Annotated in this window: 17 protein-coding genes; 12 read left to right on the plus strand and 5 right to left on the minus strand. The window is 48.7% G+C overall.

The genetic code is table 11. The annotated features are described in order from the left end of the window. The first annotated feature begins 146 nt into the window (after positions 1-146). Positions 147-449, plus strand: a complete 303-nt coding sequence (locus ACFQ0N_RS00290; RefSeq protein ID WP_379322346.1) for a hypothetical protein — start codon at positions 147-149, stop codon at positions 447-449. Between the two features lie 105 nt (positions 450-554). Here the strand turns inward: ACFQ0N_RS00290 and ACFQ0N_RS00295 are convergent, their stop codons facing one another. Further along, entirely contained in the window at positions 555-2441 is a 1887-nt protein-coding gene (locus tag ACFQ0N_RS00295; RefSeq protein WP_379322347.1) for an FtsX-like permease family protein, read from the minus strand. Continuing rightward, entirely contained in the window at positions 2416-3180 is a 765-nt protein-coding gene (locus ACFQ0N_RS00300; RefSeq protein ID WP_379322348.1) for an ABC transporter ATP-binding protein, read from the minus strand. The genes ACFQ0N_RS00295 and ACFQ0N_RS00300 overlap by 26 nt, the downstream gene beginning before the upstream one ends. Positions 3181-3352: 172 nt before the next feature. Between ACFQ0N_RS00300 and ACFQ0N_RS00305 the strand changes: the two genes are divergently transcribed. From ACFQ0N_RS00305 to ACFQ0N_RS00320, 4 genes are all read left to right on the plus strand, one after another. Then, entirely contained in the window at positions 3353-4921 is a 1569-nt protein-coding gene (locus tag ACFQ0N_RS00305; protein ID WP_379322349.1) for a spore germination protein, read from the plus strand. Between the two features lie 24 nt (positions 4922-4945). Beyond that, positions 4946-6154 (plus strand): Ger(x)C family spore germination protein, encoded by a 1209-nt coding sequence (locus ACFQ0N_RS00310; protein WP_379322350.1) that lies wholly within the window; start codon positions 4946-4948, stop codon positions 6152-6154. 268 nt (positions 6155-6422) lie between these two features. After that, the gene (locus ACFQ0N_RS00315; protein ID WP_379322351.1) at positions 6423-7541 is read left to right on the plus strand and encodes a GerAB/ArcD/ProY family transporter; all 1119 of its coding nucleotides are present in this window, start codon (positions 6423-6425) and stop codon (positions 7539-7541) included. 72 nt (positions 7542-7613) lie between these two features. After that, positions 7614-9014, plus strand: coding sequence for an MFS transporter (locus ACFQ0N_RS00320; protein WP_379322352.1), 1401 nt, complete (start codon positions 7614-7616; stop codon positions 9012-9014). 84 nt (positions 9015-9098) lie between these two features. On the opposite strand, the gene ACFQ0N_RS00325 is transcribed toward ACFQ0N_RS00320, so the two are convergent. Then, on the minus strand, positions 9099-9989 hold the full coding sequence (locus ACFQ0N_RS00325; RefSeq protein WP_379322353.1) for a LysR family transcriptional regulator: 891 nt from the start codon (positions 9987-9989) through the stop codon (positions 9099-9101). A gap of 41 nt (positions 9990-10030) precedes the next feature. Next, positions 10031-11038, minus strand: a complete 1008-nt coding sequence (locus tag ACFQ0N_RS00330) for a YeiH family protein (RefSeq protein ID WP_379322354.1) — start codon at positions 11036-11038, stop codon at positions 10031-10033. 203 nt (positions 11039-11241) lie between these two features. Here ACFQ0N_RS00330 and ACFQ0N_RS00335 point away from each other — a divergent pair, with 203 nt between their 5' ends. The 4 genes from ACFQ0N_RS00335 to ACFQ0N_RS00350 are packed head-to-tail and all read left to right on the plus strand — an operon-like array spanning position 11242 to position 13008. Continuing rightward, positions 11242-11562 (plus strand): metal-sensitive transcriptional regulator, encoded by a 321-nt coding sequence (locus ACFQ0N_RS00335; RefSeq protein ID WP_379322969.1) that lies wholly within the window; start codon positions 11242-11244, stop codon positions 11560-11562. Positions 11563-11617: 55 nt separating this feature from the next. Next, positions 11618-11818 (plus strand): copper ion binding protein, encoded by a 201-nt coding sequence (locus ACFQ0N_RS00340; RefSeq protein WP_379322355.1) that lies wholly within the window; start codon positions 11618-11620, stop codon positions 11816-11818. 9 nt (positions 11819-11827) lie between these two features. Beyond that, entirely contained in the window at positions 11828-12166 is a 339-nt protein-coding gene (locus ACFQ0N_RS00345) for a hypothetical protein (protein ID WP_379322356.1), read from the plus strand. After that, positions 12163-13008 carry a hypothetical protein gene (locus ACFQ0N_RS00350; RefSeq protein ID WP_379322357.1) on the plus strand — a complete coding sequence of 282 codons (846 nt, stop codon included), beginning with the start codon at positions 12163-12165 and terminating at the stop codon, positions 13006-13008. The genes ACFQ0N_RS00345 and ACFQ0N_RS00350 overlap by 4 nt, the downstream gene beginning before the upstream one ends. Positions 13009-13065: 57 nt before the next feature. On the opposite strand, the gene ACFQ0N_RS00355 is transcribed toward ACFQ0N_RS00350, so the two are convergent. Then, positions 13066-13896 (minus strand): phytanoyl-CoA dioxygenase family protein, encoded by an 831-nt coding sequence (locus ACFQ0N_RS00355; protein ID WP_379322358.1) that lies wholly within the window; start codon positions 13894-13896, stop codon positions 13066-13068. A 144-nt stretch (positions 13897-14040) separates the two neighbouring features. On the opposite strand from ACFQ0N_RS00355, the gene ACFQ0N_RS00360 reads away from it, so the two are divergent. The 3 genes from ACFQ0N_RS00360 to ACFQ0N_RS00370 all read left to right on the plus strand — a co-directional run bounded on the left by ACFQ0N_RS00360 (position 14041) and on the right by ACFQ0N_RS00370 (position 17091). Further along, positions 14041-14877, plus strand: a complete 837-nt coding sequence (locus tag ACFQ0N_RS00360) for an AraC family transcriptional regulator (RefSeq protein WP_379322970.1) — start codon at positions 14041-14043, stop codon at positions 14875-14877. Positions 14878-15000: 123 nt separating this feature from the next. Further along, positions 15001-15957, plus strand: coding sequence for a helix-turn-helix transcriptional regulator (locus tag ACFQ0N_RS00365; protein ID WP_379322359.1), 957 nt, complete (start codon positions 15001-15003; stop codon positions 15955-15957). 180 nt (positions 15958-16137) lie between these two features. Further along, positions 16138-17091: an ABC transporter substrate-binding protein gene (locus tag ACFQ0N_RS00370; RefSeq protein ID WP_379322360.1), complete on the plus strand. Its 954-nt coding sequence runs from the start codon at positions 16138-16140 to the stop codon at positions 17089-17091. Positions 17092-17143: the final 52 nt, after the last annotated feature.

Raw genomic sequence — 17143 nt, forward strand, 5'->3', positions numbered from 1 at the left:
GAAAGAGGCTGCTTTTGTCATAGATAAAGGTGATCGGCCATTTCTATGTAAGCACAGTCACATTCTACTTTTTTTACATAGATTAATAGGAAGCAGACAAGGAAAGCGGGCTGCTTTGCAAAGATGATGAAGGGAGGATGGATCGCATGGCAGTAAGCAGGGAGCAAGCAAGGAAACTGTGCGGCAAGCGGATTTATGCAGTAAAGAAGGATGGTTCTGTCATTCGTGGCAAGCTGCTTAAAATTCAAGGGCAGCGTTTGTTTTTAGCGCCAGACAACGGAAAGAAGGTACGGACGAAGGGGTTTGTGCTTCCACTTGTATTGTTTGATTTATTGGCCATCGGGGTGACTTCTTCCAGCGGCTGCGGCATCGGAGGGCCATTCGGCTTCGGGGGGCCCTTCAATAATCAGTTTGGAGGTTTTGGAGGTTTTCCGGGCTTTTTTCGGTGAGAAAAACTCCTGCCTGATTAGTGCCAGGCAGGAGCTTCCTACAAGGTTATTCTCGGTCAATAATAAAGACGAATGACGGTGGCGAACTCCCCATTTACGGGCGACTCACAGGACTGCTTTTAATTTCCTTACATAATTGGCGCGAATGAAGAGGAAATAGATGACTTGAATGATAAAGAATGAACCTAGGACGAGAGCCGATTCAGCCAGCAGATTGATCTTAAACGTGTTATGCAGCGTATTCAGCGCAACAGCTCCGTGAATAACCGCTACAAGAATAGGGACGAAAAACAGCAAACCGATTTGCGTAGAGACGATTTTGGCAAGCTCTTTTTCAGTCAGCCCCAGCTTTGTAATGGCACGGTATTGAACGCGGTCCTGATCCAGATCGGCATAGAGCCGGAAATACAGGAAGCTTCCAGCAGCAACAAAGAAAACCGCGCCGATAAATAGTCCGGTAAGCAAAATTTGACCGAATGTTTGATTGGCGTTATTCAGATCATAGGCTCTGGCAAAAAAGCTATGTGTACTGGAACGATTGTCGAGCTGCTTGTTAAGCTCCGTTCCTGCGGCCAACGTGCTTTCCCAGTTGCTTACATCATAAATAAAGGAGGTGCTGCTTGCTTTGGAAGCGGGCAGTGCCTGGAAAGTTTGATCGGAAACGATCGCAACCTGCGAAAACTCGACCTGCTGGAACCGCGAAGGCATCTGTGCACTATCTTTGATCAGAAACTTTAGTCCCTCCGGCAATATAATTTCTTCCCCAGTTTTTGGCAGCTTTCTATTATCGAATCCTTTATTGTCCGGATTATAAACGATGGCCTCATTATCCCCAACGGTCAGTTGCTCGCCCATAAAGGCATTATAGGACGAGACGGCAATAAAGGTGTAGCGATGACGGTTTTGATCCTGATTAGGCTTTTTGGCAACTACGACCGGTGTATAGGCAATGCCAGCCTTTTGCAAGGTCTGCTCGATCAGCTTTGTATGTGCCTCCTGCTGTTTATTATCAGAATACGACTCATATTTGAAGGGCGGGGAAAAGGAGCTGACATTTTCCGTGATCATCGATTTCATCCCCACTAATGTCCCAATTGCCGAAAAAGCGACTGTCGACACCATTGCAACAAGAAAAAACATACGGGCATTGTCCTTCATCCGATAGGACAGATCGGCCAGCGTAATCATATTCGTATTGCTGCGATAAAGCTTCGTCCGTTTTTTCAGTTTATGAATGACATATACGCTAAGCTGAGTAAACAAAAAGTATGTCCCGATGCTGACGACAATGACGACAGGGAGCAGGGCGAATAAGACGAGCGGGCCTTCGACGATAAAAGCCGTTACATAGCCCAAAGCAATTAATAATGCGGCCAGCCAAGCGAGTATTGGCGAAGCCTTTGGCTCCGGTTTAGGTTTAGTTGAACCCTTCAACAAATCAATTAATGCACTGCTGCGCAAAATAATCGCCGTAAAAAGCGAAATAAAGAAAAATAGCAGAACAAAAGCGACAAAAGTCAGTGTGGCTGCCTTGACCGGAAAATAAAAGGTAAGCGGCTGTTCCAGCGCAAGCACCTCTGTGCCCAGCATCAGCATGCCTTTGGAAAACAGCAGTCCCGCCGCAATGCCGGTAATTGTAGCAGCCAAGCCAATAATTACATTTTCTAAAAAGACCAGACGGCGCAGTTGGAAGTCCGACATGCCTTGCATGATGCAAATGCCGAATTCTTTTTTGCGCGATTTCAGAAAGACGCTCATCGAGTAGAGGATGAAGAAAAAGGTAAAAACATAAATAATATATTGCGAGACGTCCATACTAACTTGAGCGCCTTTGCCGTACGAGCCTTGGTCGGAGAAGCTGAGTGCCGGATGAAAGGCCAGCATGGAATAGACGAAAAAAATCATGACAGAAAAGGCCGAGCTGAAAAAATAGCCGGCATAGAGCCGCTTGTTGCGGAACACATTTTTAAAGGCGAACTGCCGAAAATTCATCGTCTGCGCCTCCAATCATCGACATGATTTGCATGATTTCCTGGAAGAAGCTTTGCTGGTTGCCGGTGCGGTCCAGCTCCTGATACAGGTTGCCGTCTTTAATGAAAATGACTCTGTCGCAATAGCTGGCCGCTTTCGCGTCATGGGTAACCATCATCATCGTCGCGCCTTCCTCCTGATTGAGCCGCTGTAATGTTTCCAGCACGTCCCTCGCCGATTTTGAATCCAGATTTCCTGTCGGCTCATCAGCCAGAATAAGCTTTGGTTCATGAACGATAGCGCGGGCGATGGCTGTCCGCTGGCACTGTCCGCCGGAAATTTCATAGGTTCGTTTATCAAGAAGCGGTGTTATGCCCAACTTGTCGGCAATGCGCTGAACACGCCTGTCCTGCTCCTTGATGCTGACATTTTCTAATGTTAAGGGAAATACGATGTTTTCTTTAACCGTTAACGTTGGCAGCAGATTAAAATCCTGAAAGACGAAACCAAGCTCTTTGCGGCGGAACAAGGCCAGCTGCCTTTTGCTGAGCTGAGCTGTATTTTTGCCGTCGATCAGCACTTCGCCGACGGTTGGCTTGTCTATCGTGGCAACGACATTAAGCAGCGTTGTTTTGCCGCTGCCGGACGGTCCCATTACACCGACGAATTTGCCTTGCTCTATCGTTAAGTTCAAGTTGGCTAAAGCCCGATAATTGATTTTTCCTCCATAAACCTTTGAAACATTGCGTACCTCTAACATGGGGATACACGCTCCTTATTGAACAGTCTCGTTACTTTATACATTAAAGGAAACTGCCGCTTGCCTGCCATTGATCTGTCTTACGGAAACCTTTCAATATTGTAAGAAAGATGAGTGAAAGAAAGCTGTCCGGGACATACTTTAACTGGCATCCAGCAGAAAGGAGACGGCTATGGCATATAAGCGTCGATTGAAAATCGGTTCTCAAAAAAAAGAAGAGACGAAAGATAATGAAGACAGCATAAAGCTGCTTGAAGCAAGTTTGAAAAAAAATCTGGATTATGTCCGCAGCAAAATGGGAAATTCCGATGATATTGTCATTCGGGAAGTGGAGATTCAAAGGAATATAAAAGCTGCTGTTATTTATACAGACGGTCTTGCGGATTCAAAGTCGATTAATCATTTTCTGCTGGGCCCCATATTGCTCGAGTTTGCGGATGATATTGCTTATGAGCGGCAAAATATGGTGGAGCTGATTAAAAGTAAAGTGTTGACTGTCGGGGAGATTAAGGATGTAGATCATTTCGGGGAGCTGTTCGATGCCCTGCTATCAGGCGATGTGCTGCTGTTGTTGGACGGTTATCGGCAAGGGATCATTATTTCCTTAAAGGGGTGGGAAAATAGAAGTGTCACGGAAGCTTCAACAGAGACGATTATCCGCGGTCCGAAGGAAAGCTTTATCGAAAACTTGCGTACAAACACAGCAATGATCCGCAGGAAGGTTCGCAATCCAAATTTATGGCTGGAAAGCAGGAAAATTGGAAAGCTGTCCAAAACAAACGTTGCATTGATGTACATAAAAGGAATCGTCAACGAAAAAACGGTAGAGGAAGTACGCAAACGGCTGGACAGAATTAATATTGACGGTATTTTGGAAAGCGGATATATTGAGCAACTGGTTCAGGATGCTACACGGACGCCCTTTCCGACCATGTATAACACCGAACGTCCTGATGTGGTCGCTGCAGATTTAATGGAGGGACGGATTGCGATCTTGGTGGACGGCACGCCCTTTGTGCTGATCGTCCCTGCTGTTTTTATTCAATTTTTTCAAGCGGCAGAGGATTACTATTACCGGGTGGAGTTTTCATCACTGCTGCGGATACTTCGTCTAATATGCTTTTTTATAGCGTTGATGGGACCGTCATTCTATATTGCGATTACCACCTTTCATCAGGAAATGATCCCCGGAGAGCTGCTGATCAGTCTTGTTGCGCAGCGGGAGAGTGTTCCTTTTCCGGCTTTCGTGGAAGCGCTCATTATGGAAGTAACCTTTGAAATATTGCGTGAAGCGGGAATTCGCATGCCGCGCGCAATAGGTCAAGCCGTTTCAATCGTAGGCACCCTCGTCGTAGGAACGGCAGCGGTAGATGCGGGGATGGTCTCAGCCGCAATGGTCATTGTCGTTTCGATTACTGCGATTTCTAATTTTGTCTTTCCGGCGATCAATATGGCGATTCCGATTCGCATTTTGCGCTTTCCGCTAATGGCATTAGCCGCCTCGTTCGGCCTGTTGGGCATCCTGGTCGGTTTGCTTGTATTGATGCTTCATCTGTGCGGTTTGCGTTCCTTTGGCGTTCCTTATATGAGCCCAATGGCACCGCTCGTTATGGAAGACATAAAGGATACGTTAGTGCGTCTGCCGCGATGGGCAATGAAGACCCGCCCGCATTTTGTTGGGGAAAATAATAGTGTACGGGAAAGGACAAGCGAGCCAAGGCCGCCTGAGAAGGATCAATAGAACGACGCGGAAAGGAGGCAAGTTATGCTGAGAAAAATGATGGTTGCCGTAATTTTACTGATGCTCGCCCAGCTGTTAACCGGCTGCTGGAGCCGCAGGGAGCTTAATGAGCTGGCCATCGCTTCAGCAATTGGCATTGATCAGGAGGGGGATCAGTTTCGAGTATCGATGCAAATTGTCAATCCGGGCGAGGTAGCCGCCAAGATGGGGGGAGGCGGCGGCTATCAAACTCCCGTAACCGTCTATACAATAACAGCAAAGACGCTGTTGGAGGCCGTTCGCAAAGCGACGATAACCGCGCCGCGCAAAGTATATTTGGCCCAATTGCGAACGATTATAATAGGCGAGAGTCTGGCGAAAAACGGTATTGGAAAAGCGATGGACTTTCTTGTACGCGATCGGGAAATCCGGGAAGAAAACTTGTATGTGCTGATTGCTAAAGGAAGCAGGGCTGAGGATGTGTTAAAGGTGTTGACGCATCTGGACAAAATTCCGGCTGCCAAAATAGCCAATGCAATGAAAACGCTGGATAAATATTGGGCTCCGACCTCTGCGACGAAATTAGAAGATATCATGTACGATTTGATTTCAGGGGACAAGTATCCGGCCATGTCAGGAATTATGGCGGCAGGCAAAAAAGGGAAGGGGGATTCGACTAAAAATGTGCAAACTGTAGATTCGCCAACGATTTTAAAGTTTGACGGTACCGGTGTATTTTATAAGGATCGGCTTGTGGGCTGGTTAAATGAGGAGGAGAGCAAGGGTTATAACTATATTACGAACCGGGTTGTTAAAACGGCCGGACATTACAGATGTCCAGGCGGCGGCAATGTGGCGATCGATGTGATCCGAACCCGTACACAAGTAACCGCTCAGATGGAGAAGGGAGAACCGTCAATCCACATTTCGCTATGGCTGGAAGGCAATATTGCCGATTTCCAATGCAAAATGGATTTGAGCGAACAGGCGAATCTGCGCGAGCTGGAGCGCTTGGGCGGAGAGAGGCTGCGCGCTGTTGTGCAGGCTGCACTGGATAAGGTACAGCGCGAGTTGAAGACGGATGTGTTCGGCTTTGGAGAAAGGTTTCATCAGAAGTATCCAAAACAATGGAAAAAGCTTAAGCATGATTGGGACAGGCGATTTCCCGAGATTCCGGTTCATATCCAAACCGAACTGCGCATTCGTAACACAGGGACGATGAATAATTCCTTTTATGACGTAACCAAGGAGTAGAACACAATGAAACCGCTCATCTATATAATCGTCGGCACAATAGCGATTATTTGGATCGAATTGCCGCCCATGCTGAAAAGAAAATCGATCAGAGAAATTTGCGTTTTCGCTGTGCTGTTGTTGTCTGGCGTCAGTCTCTGTGTTGCTACATTCCTTCACATGCCATTGCCGAGTTTGCTTCAGATACTAAGTTATATATATGGCCCGATATATAACGGCGTCATGCCGCTGTTGAAGTGAATGCTTTTGATGAAAGAAGGGGTATTTAGTGTCTAATCCTGTGAAAATCAGTTCCCGCCAGCTCAAGATATTGGCGGCATTAGTGACCATTGGGGATTCCATTTTAGTTCTCCCTTCTGTGCCTGCAATGGAAGCGAAGCGCGATGCATGGGTTTCCGCAATTATTGGCCTAGCGATCGGCTTGTTAATTGTTTGGCTGCTGGTAGCGGTGAGCAAGCTGTCGCCTAAGCTGTCGCTTGTACAGTTGAATGAGCATGTTTTTGGCAAGTGGATAGGCGGTGTCTTCTCCATTGCCTTTCTATTTTACATCCTCCTTTCATTAAGTGCGCATTTGCGGGAACTGGGCGACTTCAATGTATCGCAAATTATGCCGGATACGCCGATTGAAGCTGTTCATATTTTGCTGCTGCTGCTCGTTATTTTTGCAGTCCGGCAAGGACTCGAGACATTCACGCGAGTTGCTGAGCTGCTCTTTCCTTGGATCATTCTATTTTTTCTGCTGATTGTCTGCGCGATGATACCGGACGCAGATATAAGTAAGGCGCTTCCGGTGTTTGAAAATGGCATCAAGCCCTCGATCCGCGGCTCAATTGCTTGTTTTTCTTATCCATTTATGGAGCTTGTAGTCTTCATCATGATATTTCCGCACGTCAATAAAACGCAGCATATTCGGCGGGATATGCTCATTGGCGCCACAATCGGCGGTATCATATTGATCGCTACAATTGCGCTGACAGTATTAATTTTAGGCGCGGATCCTGCGGCACTGTTTACGTATCCAGGGTATGATCTGGCGAAACGGATCAGTATAGGTAAATTTATTGAGCGTATCGAGGCTGTGCTGGGGCTGATATGGATTGTCACGACGTTTTTCAAGTTAACCATTTATTATTACAGCTTTAGTCAAGGGTTGAACCAGCTATTCCGCCTGCAGGAATATCGAATGCCGCTGTTGTCTACAGGGCCGCTGCTCATCGGCATGTCCATCATTGTAGCGCCAAATCTGTCGTTTTACAGTACATATTCAGCCAAATACTGGCCATTTCTCGATATGACCTTCAGTGTTCTTTTGCCCTTGCTTTTAATGCTCGGTTTTGCGCTGCGGAGACGGACTAAATCGTCCAAAGACCTTTTCAAACCTTCGTGACCAGGGTACAATCATTACTGGGATTGGAGTGCTTGCATTCGAAACGGTGAATCTCGGGAAGGAAGCCTTGGCATGTCTGCAACATCGGCAAACAAGTGGGGCATATTGCAAATCATCAACATGGGTACATTGATTTCGACGCTGGATGTCGGGATCGTCAATGTCTCGCTGCCAGTCATGGCCGATCAGTTCTCGGTCTCTCTCGGACAAATCCAGTGGGTGTCGACGATTTATTTGCTTACTATGGTCGTGCTGCTGCCTTTCATGGGCAAGCTGTCCGACCGGACCGAGCGGCGCAAAGTATACAGCTGCGGTTTTTTTATTTTCGGTCTTGGCTCGCTCTGCATTGCTTTATCGCATGGCTTTACTGCGATGCTCTTATCGCGCTGCTTGCAGGGACTCGGCGCTACGATGATTATGGCCAATAGCCAGGCGATGGTTCGCCAAGTATTTCCGGATCATGAACGCGGAAGAGCGCTCGGCATTAACGCAATCGTCATATCGGCAGGGACGCTGGCCGGCCCCGCGCTGGGCGGGCTGCTGCTGAAATTTGTCAGCTGGCCATGGTTGTTTTGGATTAATGTCCCGATAGCGGTTGCGGCGTGTATTTTGGGCTTGCGCTGGTTCCCCAGTAGCAAGAGCGAAGGTGCCAAGACTCCTTTTGACTACGTGAGCACATGCTTGCTCGGAGCGGGCGCTTGTCTGTTAATGATGGCGGCTGAAGGGGTTAAATCGTCTGGAATGTCATCGCCAGTGGTCATTGCTGAGGGAATCGTTGGTATGGCGTGTTTGGCCGCCCTATGGCTGCAAGGGCGCAAAATTGATTACGGCATTATCGACCGCGAGCTATTTCGCTATCGGAAGGTGCGGCTTGGCAACGCCAATTCTTTCCTGATTAATCTTGCACAGACGGCGACTTTAATTCCGCTAACCTTTTATTTGCAAAGCGAGCTGGGCTATTCCGCCTGGACGACCGGCGCGCTGCTTATGATACAGCCGCTGCTGATGGGAATTGTCTCCCCGTTTGCCGGCTGGTTTCGCGATAAATATGGCGGTTCCTCGCCTATTATTGCCGGCGCGTTCTTATGTGCAGGCTCGATGCTATTCGTAGTCTGCTTGCCGACAATCGGCATTATTAGCATCGGTCTGCAGCTTGCTGTGTTCGGAATTGGCATTGGCTTGTTCCATGCAACGAATAATGCGGAAATTATGAGCGCAGCGCCATCTTCCAAAAGCAGTCTGGCAGGCAGTTTGCTTGCACTTGTACGGTACTTGGGGCAAATTGGCGGTATCGGGCTGGCAACGCTGTTTGTTGGCTCAATGGGGGCAGCCGGCGCCTTATCCGATGCGGATACATATGAGCAGCCGCTGCGTATTTTGTTTGGCATTTGCTTCATTTGCTGCCTGGCTGTTGCTTTATCGGATCGTGCGCTGCCAAAGAGCAGCCAACAGTCCGAATCAAAATCGGCCTGAACCTGAAAAGGCAGCCCGTGAACACTCTCCGGACAGGGGTGCATTCATGGGCTGCCTTTTTGCAGTAGGAAAATTGGCAGCAGTTTACATTTTGAACTGACGCAGCTTTTGAATGAACATTCGGGCCGCCATCGTGTCTGAAGTAGACTTAGGATCGCGTAAAATTGAAAAATAGCGCACGAACCGCTGCCCCTTCACAGAGAGCGGAAGCAGCTCCCCCGATTGCAGCTCGTTGCGTATTACCCAGCGGGATAAGAGAGAGAGGCCAAGTCCGGCGAGTACGGCTTCTTTCACCCCTTGATTGCTGTTGAAAATAAAGGAACGCTTTAGATTGAGCCCAAGCTCTCCGATAAATTGATCGCTAAAGGCCCGCGTTCCTGACCCCGGCTCCCTAAACACCCATATCTGATCCTGCAGCGCAGCGGCTTCAACAATTTTATGTAACGCCAATGGGTGATTAGGCGGGGAAACGAGCACCATTTCGTCCTCCATAAAGGGAGGGGTTTCTAATATTTCGGAGGACTCGACATTGCCTTCCACCAAGCCAATATCGAGCGTATTGGAACGTACTCCCTGCGAAATTTCATCCGTATTGGCAATCTTCGCCTGAATATCGACATGCGGATATTGCAGCACGAACTCGGCCAGCAAATGAGGCAAAATATATTCACCGATCGTAAAGCTTGCTCCAATCTTCAAGGAGCCCGATACTTCATCACGCAGCAGGTTGATCTCTTCCTTAGCTGCTTCATAAGTGGAAAGAATATGTTTTGCCCGTGTATATAAAATATTGCCGGCTTCGGTTGTCTTCACATGATGGGGAGATCGGTGCATAAGCTTTACACCGAACTCATTTTCTAAATTGCGAATATGCTGGCTCACACTAGGCTGCGATAAATTAAGCAGTTCGGCAGCGCGGGAAAAATTACTTTGTTCGACTACTGCAACATATACGCGTAATGTTTCAACGATCATTGCTATATCCTCCAATACGGCAGCATCAGGCATCGGACTGCTTAAATTTTACCGCTTGCCCATAATACAACCAGGCTGACAACAGTGACAACGAACCATACAATTAATCCAAGCAAAATCGGCTTTACGCCGGATTTCATCATTTTGCGGAAGTCTGCGCTAAGGCCAATAGCGCTTAGTGCCATGACGATCATAAATTTGGCGATCATATCTAGCACTTCCAACACTTGCTGACTGAATAAGCCCATCGTGTTAAGAAGCGAAGCGACGAGAAACCACAAAATAAACCAGGGAAATACTTTGGTGAAGCTGTATTCGACCGCCTGCTCCGCGGCTGCGGCCTTCTTCTTGCGTATGCCCATTAAGGCTGCCAGCAGAAGCGAAATCGGCACAATCATTGTCGTGCGAGTCAGCTTTACAATTGTAGCATAATCCCCGGCTTCATTGCTGTAAATATATCCTGCCGCAACGACTGAGGAAGTATCATTAATGGCTGTGCCTGCCAAGAGGCCGAAGGCGCTGTCCGACATGCCAAACCAATGGCCGATCGATGGAAACAGCAGTACAGCAGCAATGTTGAACAAAAATATTGTCGAGATGGAATAAGCAATTTCAATTTCTTCCGCTTCAATAATGGGGGAGACCGCCGCAATTGCCGAGCCCCCGCAAATGCCGGTGCCTGCTCCGATCAAGGTTCGCAAGCGATCCGGCACCTTTAATATACGGCCAAATATATACGCCGCGATAAACGAGGCGATAAGACTAATGATCATAAGCAAAAATGATTCCGAGCCGGTCTGCCACACTTGCGTAAGACTTAAACCGCAGCCGAGCGCAATAATCGACCATTGCAATATTTTTTTGGAACTGAATTGAATACCAGCGTGCGTCCATTGCGGTTTGCCAATTGAATTGTTAATAATGACGCCAAGGACGATGCCGAATACTGGACCTCCGATAATAGGCATTAATGATCCGAGCCACGTCGAGAACAGCGAGAGCAAAAAGACAAAGAGCAAACCAGGACCGGATTGTCGCAGCCATTTCATAAATAAAACCCCTATCAGTCAATGTGTTCACCGGTGTTGTGTCTTCATCATATAGAGTATTTGCGAAAAAGGCCAATACAGATCCGTTATGGTGAAGATAGGAAAAACCGATGATCAGCTTTTTGAATGAGATACCCCCTTACCCTATTTGTATAAAGAAACGCACATATGGTACAATAGGAAGTAAAGGGGAGGGGAGTATGATGACAAACGAATCGATGACGCACGAATCATGCAGCACGCACGAGCGCAAAAGCCATCACTCGGATAAAACCAAACAAAATCTTATTAGCCGGCTCAATCGGATCGAGGGGCAAATTCGCGGCGTTAAAGGACTGATTGAGAAAGATACGTATTGCGATGACGTCCTTAATCAAATTTCCTCTATTCAAGCCGCTTTGAATGGCGTCGGCAAATTGCTGCTGGAGCATCATATGAAGAGCTGTGTTGTAGAGCGGATACAGGAAGGCGACCAAGAAGTGATCGCTGAATTATTGGCGACAATGAATAAATTAATGAAATAAATATTGAAAGTACAGGGATATCGAAAGAACATTGATGAAGGGAGAACCGTTCAAGATGCAAAATGTGCAATTAAAAGTAGAAGGCATGTCATGCGGCCACTGCGTCACCTCGATCGAAAAAGCACTGACAGAGCTTGGTGCTTCTGGCAAGGTCGATTTGGCAAGCAAGAAGGTTGCGGTGCAATATGATGAGAGCAAGTTGTCAATCAATGCCATCAAAGAAGCGATTGAGGATCAAGGCTACGATGTAAAGTAAGCTCACTCGTTGCAGGCAAGCGCCGGGAGGGATTTAGCAATCCGCGACCGGCGCTCTGCGAGCATCCGCTCGCCGAGGCGATTCGTTGCCGGGATTGCTGCTCGCAGCATCGTGCTGCCGGACGTGGAGCAATTTGAAGCATTGCCTGGTTTTGGAATTAAAGCCGTAGTAGAAGGGCACACTATACTTGCAGGAATGCGTAAACTGATGGCTTCTTATGCTGTAGAGCTGCCGGCGCAGGCTGAAAAAAACGAGGGCCGATCTGAACAGTATATCGGATGCGATTGCGATGATCCGCAAAACGATGGGCAACAAAGTCTAGTGGATCGGAAGGGAACGATAGGATGAGGACAATGGGCGGGACGGTGCTCCTTGCTTTAATGATGGCATTGACTACTGTGTACGGCACAAAAACGACATTGGCGGGCGAGCATCACCCTCATAAAGAGGAGCAAGTCGAAGTTTTATGGTCGTGGGCTGCAGATGATGCAGGAAATGAGCATAGGCTGTATGCGAAAAAGAACATGACGCTGCTGCTGCAATTGCGGCAAGCGGATCATTCACCAATCACCGGCTTCGATGTCCAGCATGAGAAAATGATGCATATGATTGTATTGAGCAAGGATTTGTCCTACTTCAATCATATCCATCCGCAATATGTAGGGGATGGCCGTTTTGAAGTTTCGACGGCCTTTCCGGGTGGCGGCGATTACAAGCTGTTCGCTGACTTTGTGCCGAGTGGCGGAGCCGCTGTGACGGCAACGACTGAGGTTCATGTAAAGGGGGATAGTGACCGGGCTGAGGGCGAGGCCGGGCCCGGGGAAACGCCTTTACAGAAGTTGACGCCGGATAAGCAGTTGGCCAAGACGGTCGGCGGACTAAAGGTTGAGCTCGCTTGGGAAGCACAGCATGCGGGCGATGAAGCGCAGCTCGTGTTCAAATTTACGGATGCCCGTACACAACAGCCAATTGATCATTTGCAGCCGTACTTAGGCGCGGTCGGTCATGTCGTCATCCTGTCGGCCGATGCAGAGCAGTATTTGCATGTCCATGCGATGAATGATCAGCTGGAAAATGCGACTGCAACATTTATGACCGTTTTTCCCGAGCAGGGCATGTATAAGCTTTGGGGGCAGTTCCAGTACAATAACCAGGTTATAACGGTCCCGTTCGTCATTCAAATCAAGTGAGAAAAAGCCATCCCTTGCGGCAGCAGCTACCAACCGCAAGGGATGGCTTTTTTGCATTTAGCATTCCGCATTTGTCATTTCGTTCGTGAAAAATTGCTTATATTCTTTGGGGCCCAGCTTCACGGCAGATTCCGGGGCATAGTGGAATTGCAAGGCGCGCCGCCTTTTTGTGGAGAAATTGTATGGAGTTCCATGGTACAATAGGCCATGAAACAGCAGAACGCCGCCTGGCTTGAGCGGAACAGCAATACTGCGGTTCACAGGTACGCTTGTGTCACATATTTGCCAGTCGCGAATTGCATAATGCGGTGTTGCGCCTTCGCGCTGCGAATACGGGATAACATGCATGCATCCGTTGTCCACGCCGGCTTCATCGAGCGCGATCCACGCTCCGATCACCGCTTTATTAAAAGCGAGCGGGCCATATGCCATATCTTGATGCCACGGTTTTTCACCGCCGCCGTGAGGCGGTTTGAGCAACGCCATATCTTGCACCAGCTTCGAACGTTCACCCAGCAGCCGCTCAATGAGCGAGACCAGCACCGAATGACGCGTCAATTCCCCGAGGCGGGGCTCGTCAGCGGCGAACTGGTACACTTTGCGAACAGATAATTCAAGCTCGGCGGCTTCGATTTCAGCTCGCGGTTTAGTAAATTCAACTCGTCCTAATTGTCCGGGATGAGCAATGATATCTGAAATCGCTTCCGTTGCAGCAGTGATTTCCGCCTTATTCAACAAGTGCTCGATAGCCAAAAAGCCCTGCTGCCAAAATAGTCTCACATGGTCATCCGTAAATTGATCGGGGCTGCTTAATGCTTCATAAATCGGACCTACCGGATACAGGCGTTCATTTATTTGCTGCGGATCCACTTCATTCAACTTTTTCAAGCGGCTTCACTCCTATTACATTAATTGCGCAATGATGCCACGCTTTATTATTACAATAGCGAAATTCGCAAGCTAACCAAATGGAGGCAACCGGTTATTATTTGTAGGAAACTGCACATCGCTGCAAATGGGGGATTGGTATTGATGGATGTAGTGGAGTTTTGCAGCAATAACCATTGCGGGAAAGCTTTATGCGAGCCGGATTGGAAGTGGGAGCCGCGCGCCCCGATCTCGGACTATGATATATGGTATGTCTGCGGCGGGGAAGGCGAGCTGCAAATTAACGGGGAGCCGTTTGCGGTGCGGCGCGGCGTATTTGCACTTTTGTGTCCGGGCGACAGCGTTAAAGCAAGGCATGATCCGCACAATCGCCTGACCGTTATTTATATCCATTTCAATTGGCTGGGAAAGACAGAAAGCGGCGTGTCCATTAATGGCTTCCGTCCCTTGCTGGTTGAGGAACCCCAGTGGCTGGAAGCGTTATTGCAGCGTGCACTTGAAGTTGACCGCTGGGAGACGAAGTGGCGGGCAGAAGAATTTGATTTGCTGCTCAAGCTGGTTTTTATCGGACTTGCCAGGGAGCGGGAGCGGCAGCAATATGAAACTCCGCTCTCCAGAATGAACCGCCAGCGTATTCAGCAAATTACCGACTATATCCGCTTACATATGCGTGAAAAGCTGAGCCCGCAAATCATAGGCGATTTGTTTGAATGCTCGCCGCGCTATTTGAGCCGCATGTTCAAACAATACACGGGTTACTCGTTGAAAATCTATATTACGCAGGCCAGAATGGAACGGGCAGCGGAATTGCTCGCCGAAACGGCGATGACCGTGACGCAAATTGCCGATGCTGTAGGTTATGCGGATCTTTATTACTTTTCCAAGCTGTTCAAATCAGTATATCATGCGTCGCCGCTGCAGTACCGCTTCAAGGGGGTGCTTGCCGAGCGGCATACAGCAGGCGGGATGAATGAGGAATAGCGGAAGGCGGACTTACAGGCAAAAAGCGATAGTCAAATGCGGTTGCTTCCGCTATAATGCAGACTGAGAACCATTATCAAATAAATGCGGTTGATGCTGCATAAAGATGGAGCGGAATGATCGATGAGCTTACCTGATTTTCATCACAATTTTGATTTATTTTTCGAGCAGCTATCGAAAAGCGGCGTCCAGGCAGAGCCGAGCGGGTTTTGGCGGCTGCAGCCTCGTCCGGATATGGAGCTTGTCGTCTCGGATTATGATGTTCAGCGGGAACGGCATATCGGGCTTCAACCGGTATCGGCGATGGTGGAGCTGAACTGCTTGCTTCAAGGGAGCCGGGAAGTTACGATGCCCGGCGTACAGCATGAAGCGACAGCAGGCAGCTGTTCGCTGGAGTTTGTGACGCCAACCGAGAGCCGCCTGGGATTTACCGGGCAAAGCCGGTTTCAAATGCTGTCGATCGCCATGCCGGTGGCCACTTTCCAGCATCTCATGGCTAGCGGCAATGGAGAGCGAACACTGGATTTTGCCCAAATTGTAGGCGCACGGCCTTTTCGCGCCTTTCAATTTCCTTGCGGACCAGTTGGAGAGCGGATTGCTTCCCGTTTGCTGGAGGCGGTTCGGGCAGGACGAGCGCGCAATTTGGAGCTGGAATGTTTAATGCTTGAGCTGTTGGCGGAATCATGCCGTTCTTGCTTGTTTGATGAGCATCCGCAACAGGTGGAGCTGTCAGTAAGCGATTGCGACAAGCTATATCAGGCGAAGCAAATTATGCAGCGCAATATGATTGACCCGCCGACGCTGATGGAGCTGGCACGGATGATCGGGATGAACGATTACAAACTGAAGGTAGGCTTCAAAGAGCTGTTTGGCATTACAGTATTCGGTTATTTGCGGGATTATCGCCTGGAGCAGGCACTGATTATGCTGCAGAGCGGCGGCAGCAATGTGAATGAGACGGCCTGCGCAGTCGGCTATTCGAATCCGAGTTATTTCGCAGAGGCGTTTCGCGAAAAATATGGCGTCAATCCGGGTGTATTGAGCCGGAAAAGATCGGCAAAGACTGGCAAGGCGCGATAAGCAGGAGCAGTAAGGTTTGACTCCGGCTAACCGCCAATATCGCTCCGCCTGCAGGTGGAAATAAAGCGTCAAGGCGCGCTATGATGCTGTTATTGATAATGATAAGCATTATCAATAATTTAAGTGAGCAGCAGCAGGAGGAGAATGATGGTGAGAAGCAAGTCGGGGGAACCAGTAAGCATGCGATTATGGTTGTTAGCATTGGCGGTTATGATTACCGTGCTGGCAGCAGGCTGTTCAAGTTCAAATCCAGAAGCAAACCGTACAGCGCACCCGCAAAATCAAAGTAATAGCGAGTCCATGGGGCAGGCATTTCCGAGAACGGTCAAACATATAGGCGGTGAAACCGTTATTGAGTCCAAGCCGCTGAAAATCGTTACGCCGTACATTGGTTTTGTCGATTATCTTGCCGTGCTGGACGAATATCCGATTGGCGCACAGGGCGTAGAGATTATTAGAGCCAATTTCCCAAGCCTTAGTAAAAAGCTGCAAGGAAAAGAAGTGGCGGATTTGGGCATGGAGGCCAGTCTGGAAAAAATTCTCGCCCTTGAGCCGGATCTAATCTTGGCGGCGGATGATATGACGGAGCAATATGACCAGCTCAGTCAAATTGCCAAGACAGTCATTTTCCCGCAGGCTGGCGATTGGCGCGAGACACTGCAGCAAATTGCCGAGGCGATTGGCAAAGAGGACAAGGCGAAAGCGGTGTTGGCTGAATTCGACCGCAAATCAGCGGAATATAAGGAACAGCTCGTTTTTAGAAAAGGCGAGACGGTTATGTTCGCTATGTATAGCGGCAAAGATCAGTTCACAACCTGGAATGACGGGCGGTTTGATCCCTTCTACAACGGTCTGGGCTTAACGCCTTTGCCTAATATGGAGGGCACCGGCCAGTTATCGCTGGAAAGTCTGGCGGAGCTGAATCCGGATCATCTGTTTATTATTAATAATTGGCAGACGCCAATTGCCGGCGGCGTGCAGGAGGCTTTGAAGGAAAGTTCGGTCTGGAACAGCATGCAGGCGGTGAAGGCCAAGCAGGTTTATTATTTGGAAGATCCGTCCTTGCCGGGGCCGATGGCTTTGGCGAAAATAGACGGTATCGATTATATTATGGAAGCTTTGCGCAAAAAGTAAGGCCGCCGTTAAGCCGCGCCATCCGTACAACTGCCATAAAAATCCGGCGATT

It is taken from the genome of Paenibacillus sp. GCM10027626, from assembly GCF_042676285.1.
GTDB lineage: Bacteria > Bacillota > Bacilli > Paenibacillales > Paenibacillaceae > Paenibacillus_Z.